The 15,856-nt window shown below is 32.7% G+C and carries 16 protein-coding genes; 8 read left to right on the forward strand and 8 right to left on the reverse strand.

Annotated elements, in window-relative coordinates; genetic code table 11:
- The first annotated feature begins 267 nt into the window (after positions 1–267).
- From V1T75_RS15530 to V1T75_RS15555, 6 genes are all read left to right on the forward strand, one after another.
- Positions 268–2,994 carry a 2-oxoglutarate dehydrogenase E1 component gene (locus V1T75_RS15530; RefSeq protein WP_330489413.1) on the forward strand — a complete coding sequence of 909 codons (2,727 nt, stop codon included), beginning with the start codon at positions 268–270 and terminating at the stop codon, positions 2,992–2,994.
- A gap of 117 nt (positions 2,995–3,111) precedes the next feature.
- Positions 3,112–4,320, forward strand: a complete 1,209-nt coding sequence (gene odhB, locus V1T75_RS15535; RefSeq protein ID WP_330489414.1) for a 2-oxoglutarate dehydrogenase complex dihydrolipoyllysine-residue succinyltransferase — start codon at positions 3,112–3,114, stop codon at positions 4,318–4,320.
- A 104-nt stretch (positions 4,321–4,424) separates the two neighbouring features.
- Complete coding sequence (locus tag V1T75_RS15540) at positions 4,425–5,309, forward strand: helix-turn-helix domain-containing protein (protein WP_330489415.1); 885 nt, start codon at positions 4,425–4,427, stop codon at positions 5,307–5,309.
- A gap of 96 nt (positions 5,310–5,405) precedes the next feature.
- Positions 5,406–6,269, forward strand: coding sequence for a nuclear transport factor 2 family protein (locus V1T75_RS15545; RefSeq protein WP_330489416.1), 864 nt, complete (start codon positions 5,406–5,408; stop codon positions 6,267–6,269).
- 97 nt (positions 6,270–6,366) lie between these two features.
- Complete coding sequence (locus V1T75_RS15550; RefSeq protein ID WP_330489417.1) at positions 6,367–6,813, forward strand: SRPBCC family protein; 447 nt, start codon at positions 6,367–6,369, stop codon at positions 6,811–6,813.
- A gap of 12 nt (positions 6,814–6,825) precedes the next feature.
- Entirely contained in the window at positions 6,826–7,197 is a 372-nt protein-coding gene (locus V1T75_RS15555) for a VOC family protein (RefSeq protein ID WP_330489460.1), read from the forward strand.
- Between the two features lie 70 nt (positions 7,198–7,267).
- Here V1T75_RS15555 and V1T75_RS15560 read toward each other — a convergent pair whose 3' ends face one another.
- Both V1T75_RS15560 and V1T75_RS15565 read right to left on the reverse strand, forming a co-directional pair.
- Positions 7,268–7,987 (reverse strand): DUF547 domain-containing protein, encoded by a 720-nt coding sequence (locus V1T75_RS15560; protein ID WP_330489418.1) that lies wholly within the window; start codon positions 7,985–7,987, stop codon positions 7,268–7,270.
- Between the two features lie 129 nt (positions 7,988–8,116).
- Positions 8,117–8,320 carry a hypothetical protein gene (locus V1T75_RS15565; protein WP_330489419.1) on the reverse strand — a complete coding sequence of 68 codons (204 nt, stop codon included), beginning with the start codon at positions 8,318–8,320 and terminating at the stop codon, positions 8,117–8,119.
- Positions 8,321–8,514: 194 nt separating this feature from the next.
- Here V1T75_RS15565 and V1T75_RS15570 point away from each other — a divergent pair, with 194 nt between their 5' ends.
- Both V1T75_RS15570 and V1T75_RS15575 read left to right on the forward strand, forming a co-directional pair.
- Positions 8,515–9,324 (forward strand): alpha/beta hydrolase, encoded by an 810-nt coding sequence (locus V1T75_RS15570; RefSeq protein WP_330489420.1) that lies wholly within the window; start codon positions 8,515–8,517, stop codon positions 9,322–9,324.
- Between the two features lie 7 nt (positions 9,325–9,331).
- Positions 9,332–9,934: a hypothetical protein gene (locus V1T75_RS15575; RefSeq protein ID WP_330489421.1), complete on the forward strand. Its 603-nt coding sequence runs from the start codon at positions 9,332–9,334 to the stop codon at positions 9,932–9,934.
- 8 nt (positions 9,935–9,942) lie between these two features.
- On the opposite strand, the gene V1T75_RS15580 is transcribed toward V1T75_RS15575, so the two are convergent.
- The 6 genes from V1T75_RS15580 to V1T75_RS15605 all read right to left on the reverse strand — a co-directional run bounded on the left by V1T75_RS15580 (position 9,943) and on the right by V1T75_RS15605 (position 15,727).
- Positions 9,943–10,815, reverse strand: coding sequence for a LytTR family DNA-binding domain-containing protein (locus V1T75_RS15580; RefSeq protein ID WP_330489422.1), 873 nt, complete (start codon positions 10,813–10,815; stop codon positions 9,943–9,945).
- A 51-nt stretch (positions 10,816–10,866) separates the two neighbouring features.
- Positions 10,867–12,180, reverse strand: a complete 1,314-nt coding sequence (gene sufD, locus V1T75_RS15585; RefSeq protein ID WP_330489423.1) for a Fe-S cluster assembly protein SufD — start codon at positions 12,178–12,180, stop codon at positions 10,867–10,869.
- Between the two features lie 97 nt (positions 12,181–12,277).
- Positions 12,278–13,030, reverse strand: coding sequence for a Fe-S cluster assembly ATPase SufC (sufC, locus tag V1T75_RS15590; protein ID WP_330489424.1), 753 nt, complete (start codon positions 13,028–13,030; stop codon positions 12,278–12,280).
- Between the two features lie 10 nt (positions 13,031–13,040).
- A complete protein-coding gene (locus V1T75_RS15595) occupies positions 13,041–13,898 on the reverse strand; it encodes an N-acyl homoserine lactonase family protein (protein ID WP_330489425.1) in 858 nt (285 codons plus the stop codon).
- 16 nt (positions 13,899–13,914) lie between these two features.
- Positions 13,915–15,363 carry a Fe-S cluster assembly protein SufB gene (gene sufB / locus V1T75_RS15600; protein WP_330489426.1) on the reverse strand — a complete coding sequence of 483 codons (1,449 nt, stop codon included), beginning with the start codon at positions 15,361–15,363 and terminating at the stop codon, positions 13,915–13,917.
- Positions 15,364–15,397: 34 nt separating this feature from the next.
- The gene (locus V1T75_RS15605; protein WP_099214669.1) at positions 15,398–15,727 is read right to left on the reverse strand and encodes a HesB/IscA family protein; all 330 of its coding nucleotides are present in this window, start codon (positions 15,725–15,727) and stop codon (positions 15,398–15,400) included.
- Positions 15,728–15,856: the final 129 nt, after the last annotated feature.

Consider the following 15,856-nt stretch of genomic DNA (forward strand, 5'->3'; position numbering starts at 1 on the left):
AAACATGCTTGTCTTAAAATGCGAGTGCAAATTTAAGGGGTTTTTTTATATCTGCAAATTATTTTTAATAAAAAGTAAGTGTATTTTTTTTTGTTTCTGAATTTCAGTATTTTATTTTTTGAATAAAATAGGCTTTTAACTGAAATTTAACAAAAAGACGATACTCGTTAAAGAGTTTAAAATTAGACTAAAAAGGAATGGTATTTTTCGTAAAAGTTGTACTTTTGTCACCATTATTCTTATTGATAGAAAAGTATAACAAAATATATGGACAAGTTTTCGTTCTTAAACGCAGCACATGCAGGTTTTATAGGTGATTTGTATGAACAATATCAAAAAAATCCTGATGCGATAGAACCAAGTTGGAGAAGTTTTTTTCAAGGATATGATTTGGCTAACGAGAAGTATTCATTAACAGATGAAGAAGTCTCGGTAGAAGTCCCTGAAGAAGTACGTAAAGAGTTTTTAGTAATCGATTTAATCAATGGTTACCGTACCCGTGGTCATTTGTTTACCAAAACAAACCCAGTACGAAATAGAAGAACGTATACCCCAACATTAGATATTGAAAATTTTGGACTAAATCAATCAGATTTATCCACTGTTTTTAATGCAGGAGAAATTTTAGGAATAGGACCTAAAAGTTTAGCAGAAATTATAAACTACTTAAAGTCTGTTTTCTGCGAAAGTATCGGAGTGGAGTATATGTATGTACGAAATCCTGAAGAGTTAAAATGGTGGAACGAGCGGTTGAATAAAAATGCAAACCACCCTAGTTACAATGTAGAGTCTAAGAAGTATATTCTTGCGAAACTGAATCAGGCGTCAACTTTCGAAAGCTTTTTACAAACGAAGTATGTAGGTCAGAAGCGATTCTCTGTTGAAGGAGGGGAAACCTTAATTCCAGGGGTAAGTGTAGCGCTTAGAGATGCAGCTGAAGTATATGGAGTGGAAGAATGTGTACTAGGAATGGCGCACCGCGGTCGTTTAAATACCTTAGTGAATATTTTCAAAAAGCCAATTCGCGATTTGTTTAGTGAGTTTGAAGGGAAAGATTTTGAAGATCAGGATATAGATGGAGATGTAAAATATCACTTAGGTTTAACGTTAAGCAAAGCGTATCAAGGTGGGCAAAAGATGAAGATGAATTTAGTTCCCAATCCATCTCACTTAGAAACCGTTGATGCAGTTGCAGAAGGAATTGTTAGAGCTAAAATAGAGAAAGACTACAAAGGAAACGAAAATAAAGTACTTCCAATTTTAGTCCATGGTGATGCCGCAGTGGCAGCACAAGGAATTGTATATGAAGTTGTGCAAATGGCACAATTAAATGGATACAAAACAGGAGGTACTATCCACGTTGTGGTAAATAACCAAGTAGGGTTTACAACCAATTACTTAGATGCACGTTCGAGTACGTATTGTACTGATGTGGCAAAAGTAACGTTATCTCCAGTACTACATGTAAATGCAGACGATGCAGAAGCAGTATGTCACGCAATGGAAATGGCAGTTGAATATCGTATGAAATTCAACAAAGATATTTTTATTGATTTATTAGGATATCGTAAGTACGGTCATAATGAAGGAGATGAGCCTCGTTTTACCCAACCAAAACTATATAAAGCAATTTCTAAGCATAAAAATGCAAGAGAAATTTATGCTAATAAATTAATTGAAGAAGGAAGCATAACAGCAGACTACTTACAAAAAATCACAGATGAATTTAAGGCGCATTTAGAAGCTGAATTTACAGAGTCTAAAAAGAAAGAAACGTCTAAAATTCAAGAGTTCATGCCTGATGTGTGGGAAGGGTTTGTACGCAAGCAATTGCAAGAAATGTTACAACCTGTAGATACTACTTATTCGGTAGAAGACTTAAAAGGAATTGCAAGAGTTATTTCAAAAACGCCAGAAGGACATAAATTTGTTCGTAAGGCAGAACGTATCTTAAAAGGTCGTGAAAAAATGGTTTTTGAAGATAATTTATTAGACTGGGGTACGGCTGAGAACTTAGCATATGGTACCTTATTAGAGGAAGGATATGATGTACGTATTTCAGGAGAGGACGTAGAAAGAGGAACATTTTCTCACCGTCATGCAATTATGCGTGATGAAGAAACCTTAGAGCGTGTTAATTTATTAAACACGAACCCTAAGAATAAAGGAGAAATGACTATTTATAATTCGCACTTATCAGAATACGGGGTGTTAGGTTTTGACTATGGATATGCCATGGCAGCTCCAAACACTTTAACTATTTGGGAAGCTCAGTTTGGTGATTTTGCCAACGGAGCACAAATTATGTTCGATCAGTATATTTCTTCGGCAGAAGATAAATGGAAGTTACAAAACGGATTGGTAATGTTATTACCTCATGGGTATGAAGGTCAAGGACCAGAACACTCGTCAGGTAGAATTGAACGTTTCTTACAATCATCATCAACTGATAACTGGACAATAGCAAACTGTTCGACACCAGCAAATATGTATCACATTTTGCGTCGTCAGATGAAGCGTGATTTTAGAAAGCCGTTAATTGTGTTTACACCCAAAAGTTTATTGCGTTTACCAAAAGCTGTAAATCCTATTGAAGATTTAGCCAATGGAACTTTCCAAGAAGTAATTGACGATACGATTGATACGTCAAAGGCTAAGAAAATGGTGTTCTGTACAGGTAAATTCTATTATGACTTATTAGCTGAGCGTGAAAAATTAGGAAGAGAAGACGTAGCTTTAGTTCGTATAGAGCAATTGTTCCCATTACATAATGATAAAATCAAAGAAGTAATGGACAAGTATCCAAATGTAGAACGTTATGTTTGGGCACAAGAAGAACCTAAAAATATGGGAGCTTGGGGGTATATGTTAGAACGTTTTGAATTAGCTAGGTTAGAATGTGCTTCGGAAGAGTATCGTTCGGCACCAGCAGCAGGTTCAAGTGCACGTTTTAAAAGACGTCATCAAGCTATTATAGATAAGGTTTTTGATTAAAAAATAAATGCGTTAGGGATTGAAGCAAGCTACCGTGTAGCGCAAAAAGCCCGACCCGATAGGGAAACGCCCAAATAAAAGAAATAAAATAATTCAGATATATAAAATTTAGAACTGATGGTTTTAGAAATGAAAGTTCCTTCTCCGGGGGAATCAATTACAGAAGTAGAAATCGCAACTTGGTTAGTTGAAGATGGTGATTACGTTGAGAAAGATCAACCAATTGCCGAAGTAGATTCTGACAAAGCAACGTTAGAATTACCTGCGGAAGAAAGCGGAATAATCACTTTAAAAGCTGAAGAGGGTGATGCAGTAGCGGTAGGAGCAGTAGTTTGTCATATTGATATGGATGCTGCAAAACCAGCAGGAGCTGAAGCACCAAAAGCAGCAGCACCAAAAGCTGAAGAGAAAAAAGAAGCACCTAAAGCTGAGCCAGCAAAAGAAACATATGCAACAGGTACAGCGTCTCCAGCAGCTAAAAAAGTATTAGCTGAAAAAGGAATGAGTGCAGCTGATGTTAAAGGAACAGGTAAAGACGGTCGTGTAACAAAGGAAGATGCTGTAAAAGCAGTGCCTTCAATGGGAACTCCAGGGATGGGATCTCGTGGTACAGAGCGTAAAAAATTATCTATGTTACGTCGTAAAGTGGCACAACGTTTAGTTTCTGTAAAGAATGAAACAGCAATGTTAACAACGTTTAACGAAGTAAACATGCAGCCTATTTTCGACTTACGTAACGAGTATAAAGAAGAGTTTAAAGCAAAACACGGGGTAGGTTTAGGGTTCATGTCATTCTTTACGTTAGCTGTAGTAAGAGCTTTAGAAATGTATCCAGATGTAAACTCTATGATTGATGGAGATTATAAAGTAAGTCACGATTTCCAAGATATTTCTATTGCAGTATCGGGTCCTAAAGGATTAATGGTACCAGTAATTAGAAATGCTGAAAACTTAACATTTAGAGGTGTTGAAAGTGAAGTAAAACGTTTAGCATTACGTGCTCGTGATGGGCAAATTACAGTGGATGAAATGACAGGAGGTACATTTACAATCACTAACGGTGGTGTATTTGGTTCTATGTTATCTACACCAATTATCAACCCTCCACAAAGTGGAATTTTAGGGATGCACAACATTGTAAATCGTCCAATGGCAGTAAATGGCGAGGTAGTAATTCAGCCTATTATGTATGTAGCATTATCTTATGACCATAGAATTATCGATGGTAAAGAGTCTGTTGGTTTCTTAGTAGCTGTAAAAGAAGCTTTAGAAAACCCAGTAGAATTATTAATGGATAACAATCCTAAGAAAGCCTTAGAAATGTAGTCGAAAATTTCGACTTATAAGTATATAAATCCTGCACTTTTGTGCGGGATTTTTTGTATAAGAATTCTTATTTTTAAGAAGTATATCGTTTATGTGTTTTAGGTATGAAAAGAGAAATTCCTAATATATTATTTAAATCCAAATCACCAGAAATTTTAGGTATTGAAATAATCAGGTTAGAAAAAATTAAAGAAGAGAAAGAGAGCTTTACGCATTCTCCTGAAAAAGCACATCAATTAGAGTTTTATCAATTAGTTTTTTATACTGAAGGAACATCAGAGCAATTGGTAGATTTTGTATGGCACAAAGTGCAAAAGAATACCGTAGTTTACGTATCAAAAGGACAGGTAAATGCATTTAAATTTAATGAGGGTTTGCAAGGTTATTTGATACTTTTTACTGAAGATTATTTAAAAGAACAAATAGCAAAAATTCCAAAAGATACCGCTATTCGTTTATTAACTCCGCTACTTTTTTCTCCAAAAGTTCACGTAGCTCAAATAGCCAATTTACCAGCCTATGTGAAATTGATTTTTGAAGAGTTTTATAAACCTACTGAAAGTTTTAATAAAAAATACATCGTTGATTCTTTATTTAATATCATTTTTTCTAAGGTTGAGGAAATTAAAAAAAATGAAACAGACGATATTAAAGATTCTGAAAAATTACGGCTTTTTTTAAAGTTTCAGGAAAAGTTAAAAAAGACTTTTAGAAGGAATAAAAACGCAGCTTTTTATGCACAAGAGCTAGGGGTAACGTATAAGCACTTGAATATTGTTGTTAAAGAAGTGATTGCTAAGACGGCCAAGCAGTATATTGATGAGTTTGTAATTTTAGAAGCCAAGAGAAATCTCATTAATTCTACCATTAAAAGTACAGAGTTGGCTTATTTAATGGGGTTTGAAGAACCCACTAATTTTGTAAAATACTTTAAGAAACGTGCGGGATTTACCCCAAATAGTTTTAAAAAAGAGTATAATAAAGTATAAAGGTTTGATATTTACCATTTTATTCTTTTGATTGACCTATTTACTGCTTTCCATCTATCATAATTTTGTATCATCATTGTTAAAAGCTAATTAAAAATGAAAAAAAGGATAGTTACAGCAGTTGGTTTTACAACATTATTAAGTTGTATTTCAACACTACAAGGTCAAATTAAAACAGATACTAACATGGAAAATTTAAAAACTATAGCACAAAAAGCACAAGATGCTTTTTTTACAGATTACAATGAAGAGGGAGTAAAAACATACTTCGCAGCCAATTATATTCAACACAACCCACAGGTGCCTACTGGTATTGAACCAGTATTAGGGTTTCTCCCTGTTTTAAAAGAAGCGAATACAAGATATACCAATCATAGGTTGTTACAAGATGGAGAGTATGTTATTTTTCACAATTCGTATCATAATGCAGATGCTTTTGGAGCAAAAGAAGTTGTAGCTTTTGATGTGTGGAGAATGGAAGATGGTAAAGTTGCTGAACATTGGGATAACCTTACTCCAAAAGTTGATATAACGGCTAGTGGTCGTTCACAAGTAGATGGGGTTACAGAGATTACTGATTTGGAGAAGACCAATTCAAATAAGAAGATTGTAACGAATTTTGTCAATGATATTTTATTTGGGAAAGCTCCAGAGAAGGTTACGGATTATGTTAGTACAGCCGAGTATTTTCAACACAACCCGATGATAAAAGATGGTTTAGAGGGGTTAAATGAGGCAATTAGTTATTTGGTTTCTCAAAATAATATGTTTCAATATCAAAAACTACATAAGGTGTTTGGGGAAGGTAATTTTGTTCTTACCGTGAGTGAAGGATCCTGGCATGGAAAAAGGCAAGCCTTTTACGACTTATTTAGATTAAAAAATGACAAAATTGTTGAACATTGGGATGTTATACAGGAAGTTCCAGAACAAATGGCTCATACAAATGGAAAGTTTTAGTGTATTGAATTTATTATAAAAATTAAGCCCTGTACATTTTGTATAGGGTTTTTGTTTGTTTTTTTAGTAACTTTAATAACTATAAAATTAGGGTATTATGAAAGTTACTGAAGAAGGATTTACCGTTTACCATAACTTTCCTATAAATGAGTTATCTAACAAAGTTTATAAGGCGATAACTAATCCGGATGATTTGGTACACTGGTGGCCGCTAAAATGTAGTGGTGTTCCCAAGTTGGGTGCAGAGTACAATTTTTTCTTTGGAGAACCATACAATTGGTATGGAGAAGTAATTAAGTGCGAAAAAAACACCTCTTTTTATATAAAAATGACAAAGTCGGATGAAGATTGGAATCCAACCACTTTTGGTTTTGATTTGTTTGAAAAGGATGATGGAATCACATGGGTACATTTTTTTCATAAAGGGTGGACCGAACAAAGCAATCACTTTAAGCATTCTTCTTATTGTTGGGCGTTGCTATTAAATGGACTTAAAAATTACGTAGAAAAAGGAATCATTATACCGTTTGAAGACAGAAATTAAAAATATAAGATGATGAAATTAGGGGCTTTTTCAATTAGCTTAGCTGTAAAGGATATTGATAAATCCAAAGACTTTTACGAAATGCTTGGGTTTACTGTTTTTGCAGGTGCACTGGAGAAGAATTATTTGATTATGAAAAACGGAAACTCGTTAATTGGCTTGTTTCAAGGAATGTTTGAAAATAATATGCTCACATTTAATCCAGGCTGGGATGAAGAGGCTAACATATTAGATGATTTTGACGATGTTAGAGCTATTCAAAAAGAGTTAAAAGAGAATCATATTAAGTTAAAAAGAGAGGCAGATAAAGATACTGAAGGCCCGGCAAGTATTGTTTTCTTTGATCCTGATGGAAATACAATTTTAATAGATCAACATGTGTAATAAGTAAAACAAGTAACGGAAAAACTCATTGTGTTCCCGTTACTCATACAATACTGCACAAAGAAAGTCGTTACTTACCATTCAAACTCCAATCGTACTCTAAATACATAACTTCAGCATTGTCATTGGCTTTAATGTTTGAGTACTTGTTTACATAATCTATCAAAGTATTGCGAGAAGTAAAATCTTCTTGATACCATTGAAATATTTTTGAAACTTTAACACTCGTTAATGTTATGTTGTTTTTTGTAGGGTCATTGATAAAATCTTTCATTAAATTTTCCAATTCTTTTTCTATGTTATCTTTTGTAAATGCAAAGTTTACAAATCTTGGCCCCGATTTAGAAGCAGCATTCAAAGCAACATGAATTCTTGGATCGTCATACCATCTTCTAAGTATTTTATGCTCAATATAATCTAAAGAGTACATTTTTTTTCCAACAGTTGCAAACGGAATTTTCCATGCATTTCTACCTTTGCGTTTTATATCGGTAATTTTCTTTAAAGGATAGCTATCTAATATTAACTTAATAGTATATGTATTGTAAGCGTTTATCCAAAAGGCTTTGGCTTTGTTTGAAGACCATTTATCACTAGGGATGGTGTTTTCTAAATGTTTGATATATATATCTAACAAAGCGCGATTTTTTCTCAAGCCTTTATAATCTACATCGCCTTCCGGACTCACATAGGTTTTTAAAAGAGCATTGTATACATCTGTTTGTGCTTGTGACTGTATACTAACGAAAAGTAGTAAACAGGTAAAAGAGAGGATAATTGTTTTTCGCATTTTTTAAATTTTAAGTAAATAAATTAGTTTACGGTACTTTTGACGTAGCTAATTTTGATTCATTACATAAAATTTTAGATAAGAAAAAACCACCTGTGAAAGGCGGTTTATAAATTGAAAAAAGTAATTTTATTTTTTACCCATCAATGAACTTAAGGCGATAACAACAACTCCAACAGCAATGGTAATGTATGAGTTGGTATTATCTTGAGCTTCTACTAGATCTACATCGCCAATAGAAATTTGAGTTTCTGGTTTAAAAAGAGTGTACACTCCATACGCTAAAATTACTATTCCTGAAATTAAAGCAACTGTTTTTAGTGAGTTATTCATAATAGAAGGTTTCTTATAAAGATAAAAAAAATAATTTATAAAGCTATATGAATAGCTTTCGGAGGCTTTTATATAATTAAGAATGTCGTTTTATCACAAATAAAGAACATTTCATACCATAAGAGTTTTCACATTACATAAGAGGATGTAAGTGAGATATTTTTGATACAGATTAATAAATAAAAACATCAAAAATGATTATGTATTTGTACCAAAAAAAAACCTTTTTATTCTTAAGTTTTACCCTCTTTTTCTTTGCTAGTTGTATTGAAGAAGATCTACCTGCAAGGATTAAACAGCAAAAATTTACAGTAACATCAAACGCCACAAATTTTAAATACAATGTTAAAATAGGAAGCCTTGAAGAAATTGACGTAGCTAGAGATTATCATGTAGTTTATTTATTAGATGGAGACGATTATTACAATGAGTGTATGCAAATACTACGCTCCAAAAACAAAGAGCATACCATAGTCGTGAGCATAGGTTATACTGGTGATAATAAAAGAGGGATAGATTATTCTTATCCGTATGACAGGGGTTTTGATGGAGATTCTGGAGGAGCAAAGAAATTTATTGACTTTTTAAACTCAGAGTTATTACCTACGATTGCCGAAGATTACCAAATAAATAGCTTGACAAAAACAATTTATGGACATTCTTTAGGGGGCTATTTTGCTTTATATGTAATGATGCAAAAAGAGCAAGAAAACCCTTTTGATAATGCAATAGCAGTAAGTCCCAATTTAATGTGGTATAACTCTTTTATTTTCGATTTGGAAGCAGCCGCTAAGGAGTTGGATTTACTGAAAGGGAAAAATATTTATATGTCTATGGGAGACTTAGAAGGAGTTGGTATGAATGCATCTTTTGATGCTTTAACCAAGCAACTAGAGCTAAGAAATTATAGTGATTTTGATTTTAGTTATGAAAGACTTGAAAACACTTCACACAGAAATAGCCCAATACAAGGGTTTAAAAAAGGATTACAAATTATTGAATAAGGACACAATGAAGAATATCTTATACACATTATTGTTGAGTTGTTTTATAATGAACGCTCAAGAATTTAATACTACTAAAAAATGGAAATTGGAGTTGGGGTATACCACTGATATACTCAATGCGAGTTTTGGAGAACATTATGGTCTAGTTTTTAAAGCAAAAAGGAAGTTATTAGAAAGTAAAAAAATAACTGTAATGGCTGGAGCAGCGTATCAAAACAGTTTTATAAATGAAGGCGAAAACATGTTCACAGATCATGTTGATGGTTATACAAGAGATTTATCTGTTGTTGGTTTGTTTGATGTTAGTTTTTATCCATTTCATAAAAGGAGGTTTTATATGTCGGTTCAACCCTTCTTAGGATACACGAATTTAAAGTCTAAAGGGAGTCTATATATAGATCATTTAGACGTATATGAGAACTATAAGAATTCATATTCTTATTTTAATTATGGCATGATAAACTCTTTAGGCTATACTTTTAATAGAGTAACAGTAACTTTTGATATTTGGAGTTCGTTAAAAGGAATTACTGATAGTGGAAGGTTTAGACCAGGGGATCTTGATTCAAGATTGTTTTTTGGAATGGGAGTAGGGTATATGTTATAAAAACACATCTATTTATAGTACTTGTCAAACTCCTCTTTAAATAATTTAAACTTACTTCTAGATACTGGAACCTCATGAGAAATATCAGGAAATGAAATTTTATAGTTTCTTGCGTTTCCAGAGGTTCTTCTTATATTTTTAATATTGATTATATATGAACGATGTGTACTTAAAATAAAGGAATAATCAGATAAATCATTAAGCAGTTTTTGAATTGATATTCTATAAGGTTTAATATCTACCGAATTAAGATTTTTTGTGTAAATATCTACATAATTTCCTTCAGATTTAGCAAATAGAAAAGTAGTAAGATCAAGAATTAATGTTTCGTTTACATTATTCGTTTTTATCGATAAAACAACTTCTTTGTCTTTCTGTTTTAATTCCTTTTCTAACTCTTTGTTATATGCTTTAATACTTCTTAAATTTTCTTTTAAGATAATAACATAATTAATCCATATAATAATAAGTACAGGTAGGGTACCTACTAATATAACATAGGAAAAGGTGTTTATTAAACTTAAAAAAAAACTACTATCCATATGGCTTTTAAAAGGGTATAAAAAGCTATTTTGAAAAAGCGCTATAGAAATAAGGATACCGAGCGTAAAGAAAAATTCTCTTACAGTGTTCCAGTTTTCTTTAATTTCAGCAGTAAAAAAAACGATGGGTACCAATTCAGTAAAAAATAAGATACTTAAAAATGTAACGATGCTGGCTGTTAGACAGGCAGACAAATTATTTGGAAGTGTGTTTTGAGTAACGTAATAATTAAGTAAGAGTGTAACGATGCTTAAAATAAAAGCAATGATAAGGTTTCTTTTGGTATGAAATAAATAAGGGTAAGGTTTCGACAAGTTCTTTAAAAACTTAGATTTCATAGCGTAAAAGAATTAAAAAGGCATTATGTTTCATAATGCCTTTTGTTTGTTTTATAATTCAAAACCAATGTTAACGCCTAGTTTATTAGCAATTAACTTGGTAATTCTTTTTTTAACCTCTGGTATTTTAACACTTTCTAAAACAGTATTGGCAAAGGCGTACATTAACAGCGCTTTAGCTTCTTTTTTAGGAATACCTCTTTGTTGCATATAAAACAATGCTTGATCGTCTAATTGACCGATAGTACAACCATGAGAGCATTTTACATCGTCAGCAAAGATTTCTAATTGAGGTTTTGCATTAATGGTTGCTTTATCACTAATTAAAACATTGTTGTTCTGCTGGTAAGCATTGGTTTTTTGAGCTTCTTTTTCAACAATAACTTTACCGTTAAATACTCCAGTAGAACGATCGGCATAAATACCTTTGTAGTCTTGATGACTTTCACAGTTTGGTTCTATATGGTTTACTAAAGTATGGTGGTCAACATGTTGTTTCCCTTCAACAATAGTAATTCCTTTTAAGATAGAGTTAATATGTTCTCCTTTTTGATAAAAATTTAAGTTATTTCGAGTAATGTTTCCACCGAAAGAAAATGTATGTACAGAGCAGGTACTTTCTTTTTGTTGCTCAATGTATGTATTGTCAACTAAAGAAGCATCATTATTGTCATTTTGAATCTTGTAATAATCTACAGTAGCATGTGTATCTGTATAAATTTCAGTTACAGCATTGGTTAATACAGCATTGTTATTCAGGTTTTGGTGGCGCTCTATAATTTGAACATGCGCATTTTGTTCAACCACAATTAAGTTACGTGGTTGTAGCATGGTTGCATGTTCTTTACCAGTGGTAAAGTTAATTATCTGAATAGGTTTTTCAACCTCTATATTTTTTGGAATATGAATAAACGCACCTTCAGTAGCAAAAGCAGTATTTAAAGATGTTAAATTGTCTTGTTTTGCTATTTTGTTAAAATATTTTTCAACAATAGGTTTGTATTTTTCTTTTGAAAAAGCAGCAGATAATAAACAAATATCTTTTCCATCGTGAGTAGTAGTTGATAAAAAAGAGCTGTATTTTCCATCTACAAAAACTATTTTATAACTATCTATTTCGTGAATGAAATATTTTTTTACATCAGCTAACTCTACAGAAGCCTCTCTATCAGGAAAAATACTATAATCTTCTTTTAAAATTGAATTTAAAGAAGTGTATTTCCACGCTTCAAGTTTTTTAGTAGGAAAACCTAGTTTTTCAAAGTTTTGTAGTGCTTTTGTTCTTATTTCATGTAAATCTGAATTGATGTTTACACTGTCTTCAAAAGCTACGTATGATGATAATATTTTTTCTCTCAACTCCATTGTTTTTAGTTGTAAAGTTTATAAAGCATAAAAGTTTATAAAGTTGAAAGGTTGCTTATTTTACGGGCAACTTTTCACTTTTTACTTTTCAACTTTTCTAACTATTTACCTCTTCTTTAATCCAATCGTATCCTTTTTCTTCAAGCTCTAAAGCAAGAGAAGCGTCTCCTGTTTTAACGATTTTTCCATCGTGTAAAACGTGTACATAATCTGGAACGATATAATCTAATAAACGTTGGTAGTGGGTAATAACGACTACAGCGTTATCTTTAGATTTTAATTTGTTAACTCCATTCGCTACAATACGTAATGCATCGATATCTAAACCAGAATCAGTTTCATCTAAAATAGCTAATTTAGGTTCTAACATCGCCATTTGAAAAATCTCATTACGCTTTTTTTCTCCTCCAGAAAATCCTTCATTTAAGGAACGAGATAAGAACTTGCGATCGATTTCTAGTAATTCTGATTTTTCACGAATCTTCTTAAGCATGTCTTTTGCAGGCATTTCTTCTAAACCTTGCGCTTTACGAGATTCGTTAATGGCTGTTTTAATAAAGTTTGTAACAGTAACACCAGGTATTTCTACAGGGTATTGAAACGATAAGAATACACCAGCATGCGCTCTTTCTTCTGGAGCTAATTCGTTAATATCTTCACCTTCTAATTCGATAGAACCAGAAGTTACTTCGTAAGTTTCATTACCAGCAATTACAGATGATAAGGTACTTTTACCTGCACCGTTTGGACCCATAATTGCATGAACCTCTCCTGCTTTTACTTCTAAGTTAATTCCTTTAAGAATGTCTTTACCTTCTACCTGTGCGTGTAAGTTTTCTATTTTTAACATTACTGTATGGTTACTTTTTTAATAGATTTTGTAATTTTTTGAAATCTTTTGGTGAGTGTTGTATAATCACCTCAGCGTTCTTTTCTTTAGCAAAAGCTTCAAACTTCTTCATGCTTTCTAAAGTTTGTTCAACATTGTAATTGAAAGAAGGAACCCCTTTGGTTTCTCTATTTTTTTCGAAGTGATATAAATCACCTGTTAATAAAATTGGTTTTTCTAAGCCTGCTTCAATATATAAAGCTTGGTGCCCTATGGTATGACCTGGCATGTACTTGATGACTACTGTTCCATCTCCAAAAACATCATAGTCACCATTAATTTTTTCTACATTTTTTAATTCTTTGATAGCATTGTAAGTGTTCGGGTCTTTAACTTTTGCAGAATCATTCGTTATAAAATCATATTCATTTTCTTGTACTAACCATGTTGCATTTTTAAAGTAGTTAGCATGACCGGTATGGTCGAAATGAGGATGAGATAGCGCAATGTATTTAAAATCGTTAATAGTTAATCCTATAGATTTTAACTGGTTTTTTAATGAGTCTTTGCGTTGTAACGTAAAAGTACCAGAAGGTTCTGTAAAAGGCTCATCAGTAATCAAAGCTTCAGGTAAACCAGCATCCCACATTAAATTTCCTTTAGGGTGAGAAATTACATAAAAAGCATCTGAAAATTGTTTAGACTGTCCTGTGTATGTAGTGTCTTGAGAAAAAACTTCAAGTTTGTTAACTAAAATAGAACCTCCATCTAACACATGAAGGTTTACTTGAGGTTTCTCAACTGTTTTTTCTGTCGTTTGTTTCTTTTCAGCATTTTTACAACTAAATGCAACAATAGATACAAGTGCTAATAAAAGTATTTTTTTCATTGTATTGCTTTTTAGGTTAACCTACGCTCCCTTCTAAACTAATCTCTAGTAGTTTTTGAGCTTCTACAGCAAATTCCATTGGTAACTTATTTAAGACTTCTTTGCTAAATCCGTTTACAATTAATGCAATGGCTTTTTCTGTATCAATACCACGTTGATTGCAATAAAATAATTGATCTTCACCAATTTTACTCGTTGTAGCTTCGTGCTCTATTTGAGCTGATTTATTTTTAGCTTCTATATAAGGGAAAGTATGTGCACCACACTCATTACCCATTAATAAAGAATCACATTGAGAGAAGTTACGTGCATTTTCTGCTCTAGAATTTACCTGAACTAAACCACGGTAACTATTTTGTGATTTTCCTGCTGAAATTCCTTTAGAAATAATAGTTGACTTAGTATTCTTTCCTAAGTGAATCATCTTAGTACCTGTATCAGCTTGTTGATGATTGTTAGTTACAGCGATCGAATAGAATTCACCTACTGAATTATTTCCTTTAAGCACACAGCTAGGATATTTCCATGTAATTGCAGATCCTGTTTCAACTTGTGTCCAAGAAATTTTAGCATTGGTTTCACACAAACCTCTTTTGGTTACAAAATTAAAAACCCCTCCTTTACCTTCTGAGTCACCAGGGAACCAGTTTTGAACGGTTGAGTATTTTATTTCAGCATCGTCCAAAGCAATTAGCTCAACAACTGCAGCGTGCAATTGGTTCTCGTCACGTTGTGGTGCAGTACAACCTTCTAAATAAGAAACATAACTGCTTTCGTCGGCAACAACCAAAGTACGTTCAAACTGTCCTGTCCCTCCTTCATTGATACGGAAGTAAGTAGACAATTCCATAGGGCAACGAACTCCTTTTGGAATGTAACAGAAAGACCCGTCAGAGAATACAGCTGAGTTTAATGCAGCATAAAAGTTATCAGTTGGTGGTACAACCGAACCTATATATTTTTTTACTAATTCTGGGTGCTCTTGAATTGCTTCAGAAATAGGCATAAAAATAATTCCTTTTTCAGCTAAGGTTTCTTTAAAAGTAGTAGCTACAGAAACAGAATCCATTACAATATCAACTGCTACATTTGCCAATTTTTTTTGTTCTTCCAAAGAAATTCCTAATTTTTCAAACGTCGCTAGTAAATCAGGGTCTACCTCATCTAAGCTGTTTAATGTAGGCTTTTTTTTAGGTGCTGAATAGTAAGAAATATCTTGAAAACTCGGTTTTTTATAGGTAACATTGGCCCACTCTGGTTCTTCCATTTGTTCCCAAATTCTAAAAGCTTCTAAACGCCATTGCGTCATCCACTCTGGCTCGTTTTTCTTTTTAGAAATGGCACGAACGATGTCTTCGTTTATCCCATTAGGAAACTTTTCACTTTCAATATCAGTATAAAAACCATATTCGTACTCTTTGGTTTTTAATTCTTCTCTTAAATCGTCCTCGGTGTATTTACTCATCAGTTTTTTTGTATTCTTTTTGTGATGTATAGGCTTATAGAGAGAAGCTCTCTCCGCAACCACAAGTTCTGTTAGCATTAGGATTGTTAAAAACGAATCCTTTACCGTTTAAACCTCCGGAATATTCTAAAGTTGTTCCAACTAGGTATAAAAAACTCTTTTTGTCAACAACAATTTTTACATCGTTATCTTCAAAAACCTTATCGTTTTCTTGTTGGGTTTTGTCAAAAGTTAAGTCGTATGATAATCCTGAACAACCGCCACTTTTCACCCCAACACGAACAAAGTCGGTTGTCGTATCAAATCCGTCATCGGTCATTAGTTCAATGACTTTCTTTTTTGCTGTGTCTGAAACTTTTATCATCGTTTAAATAGATTAAATCTAAGTGACTGCAAAGATAATGACAAAATATGATTTATATCATTTTTTGAAATGAATATAGTTATTAAGCGATAAAAATTGTTTATAGCTTAAAACTATTTGCTGATTGTT

The organism is Tenacibaculum sp. FZY0031, from assembly GCF_036350695.1.
Taxonomy (GTDB): domain Bacteria; phylum Bacteroidota; class Bacteroidia; order Flavobacteriales; family Flavobacteriaceae; genus Polaribacter.

Bases quoted from the DNA above. Each gene is read 5' to 3' on its own strand.
- V1T75_RS15530 (WP_330489413.1), top strand. From the start codon at position 268: ATGGACAAGTTTTCGTTCTTAAACGCAGCACATGCAGGTTTTATAGGT.
- odhB (WP_330489414.1), top strand. From the start codon at position 3,112: ATGGTTTTAGAAATGAAAGTTCCTTCTCCGGGGGAATCAATTACAGAA.
- V1T75_RS15540 (WP_330489415.1), top strand. From the start codon at position 4,425: ATGAAAAGAGAAATTCCTAATATATTATTTAAATCCAAATCACCAGAA.
- V1T75_RS15545 (WP_330489416.1), top strand. From the start codon at position 5,406: ATGAAAAAAAGGATAGTTACAGCAGTTGGTTTTACAACATTATTAAGT.
- V1T75_RS15550 (WP_330489417.1), top strand. From the start codon at position 6,367: ATGAAAGTTACTGAAGAAGGATTTACCGTTTACCATAACTTTCCTATA.
- V1T75_RS15555 (WP_330489460.1), top strand. From the start codon at position 6,826: ATGAAATTAGGGGCTTTTTCAATTAGCTTAGCTGTAAAGGATATTGAT.
- V1T75_RS15560 (WP_330489418.1), bottom strand. From the start codon at position 7,987: ATGCGAAAAACAATTATCCTCTCTTTTACCTGTTTACTACTTTTCGTT.
- V1T75_RS15565 (WP_330489419.1), bottom strand. From the start codon at position 8,320: ATGAATAACTCACTAAAAACAGTTGCTTTAATTTCAGGAATAGTAATT.
- V1T75_RS15570 (WP_330489420.1), top strand. From the start codon at position 8,515: ATGATTATGTATTTGTACCAAAAAAAAACCTTTTTATTCTTAAGTTTT.
- V1T75_RS15575 (WP_330489421.1), top strand. From the start codon at position 9,332: ATGAAGAATATCTTATACACATTATTGTTGAGTTGTTTTATAATGAAC.
- V1T75_RS15580 (WP_330489422.1), bottom strand. From the start codon at position 10,815: ATGAAATCTAAGTTTTTAAAGAACTTGTCGAAACCTTACCCTTATTTA.
- sufD (WP_330489423.1), bottom strand. From the start codon at position 12,180: ATGGAGTTGAGAGAAAAAATATTATCATCATACGTAGCTTTTGAAGAC.
- sufC (WP_330489424.1), bottom strand. From the start codon at position 13,030: ATGTTAAAAATAGAAAACTTACACGCACAGGTAGAAGGTAAAGACATT.
- V1T75_RS15595 (WP_330489425.1), bottom strand. From the start codon at position 13,898: ATGAAAAAAATACTTTTATTAGCACTTGTATCTATTGTTGCATTTAGT.
- sufB (WP_330489426.1), bottom strand. From the start codon at position 15,363: ATGAGTAAATACACCGAGGACGATTTAAGAGAAGAATTAAAAACCAAA.
- V1T75_RS15605 (WP_099214669.1), bottom strand. From the start codon at position 15,727: ATGATAAAAGTTTCAGACACAGCAAAAAAGAAAGTCATTGAACTAATG.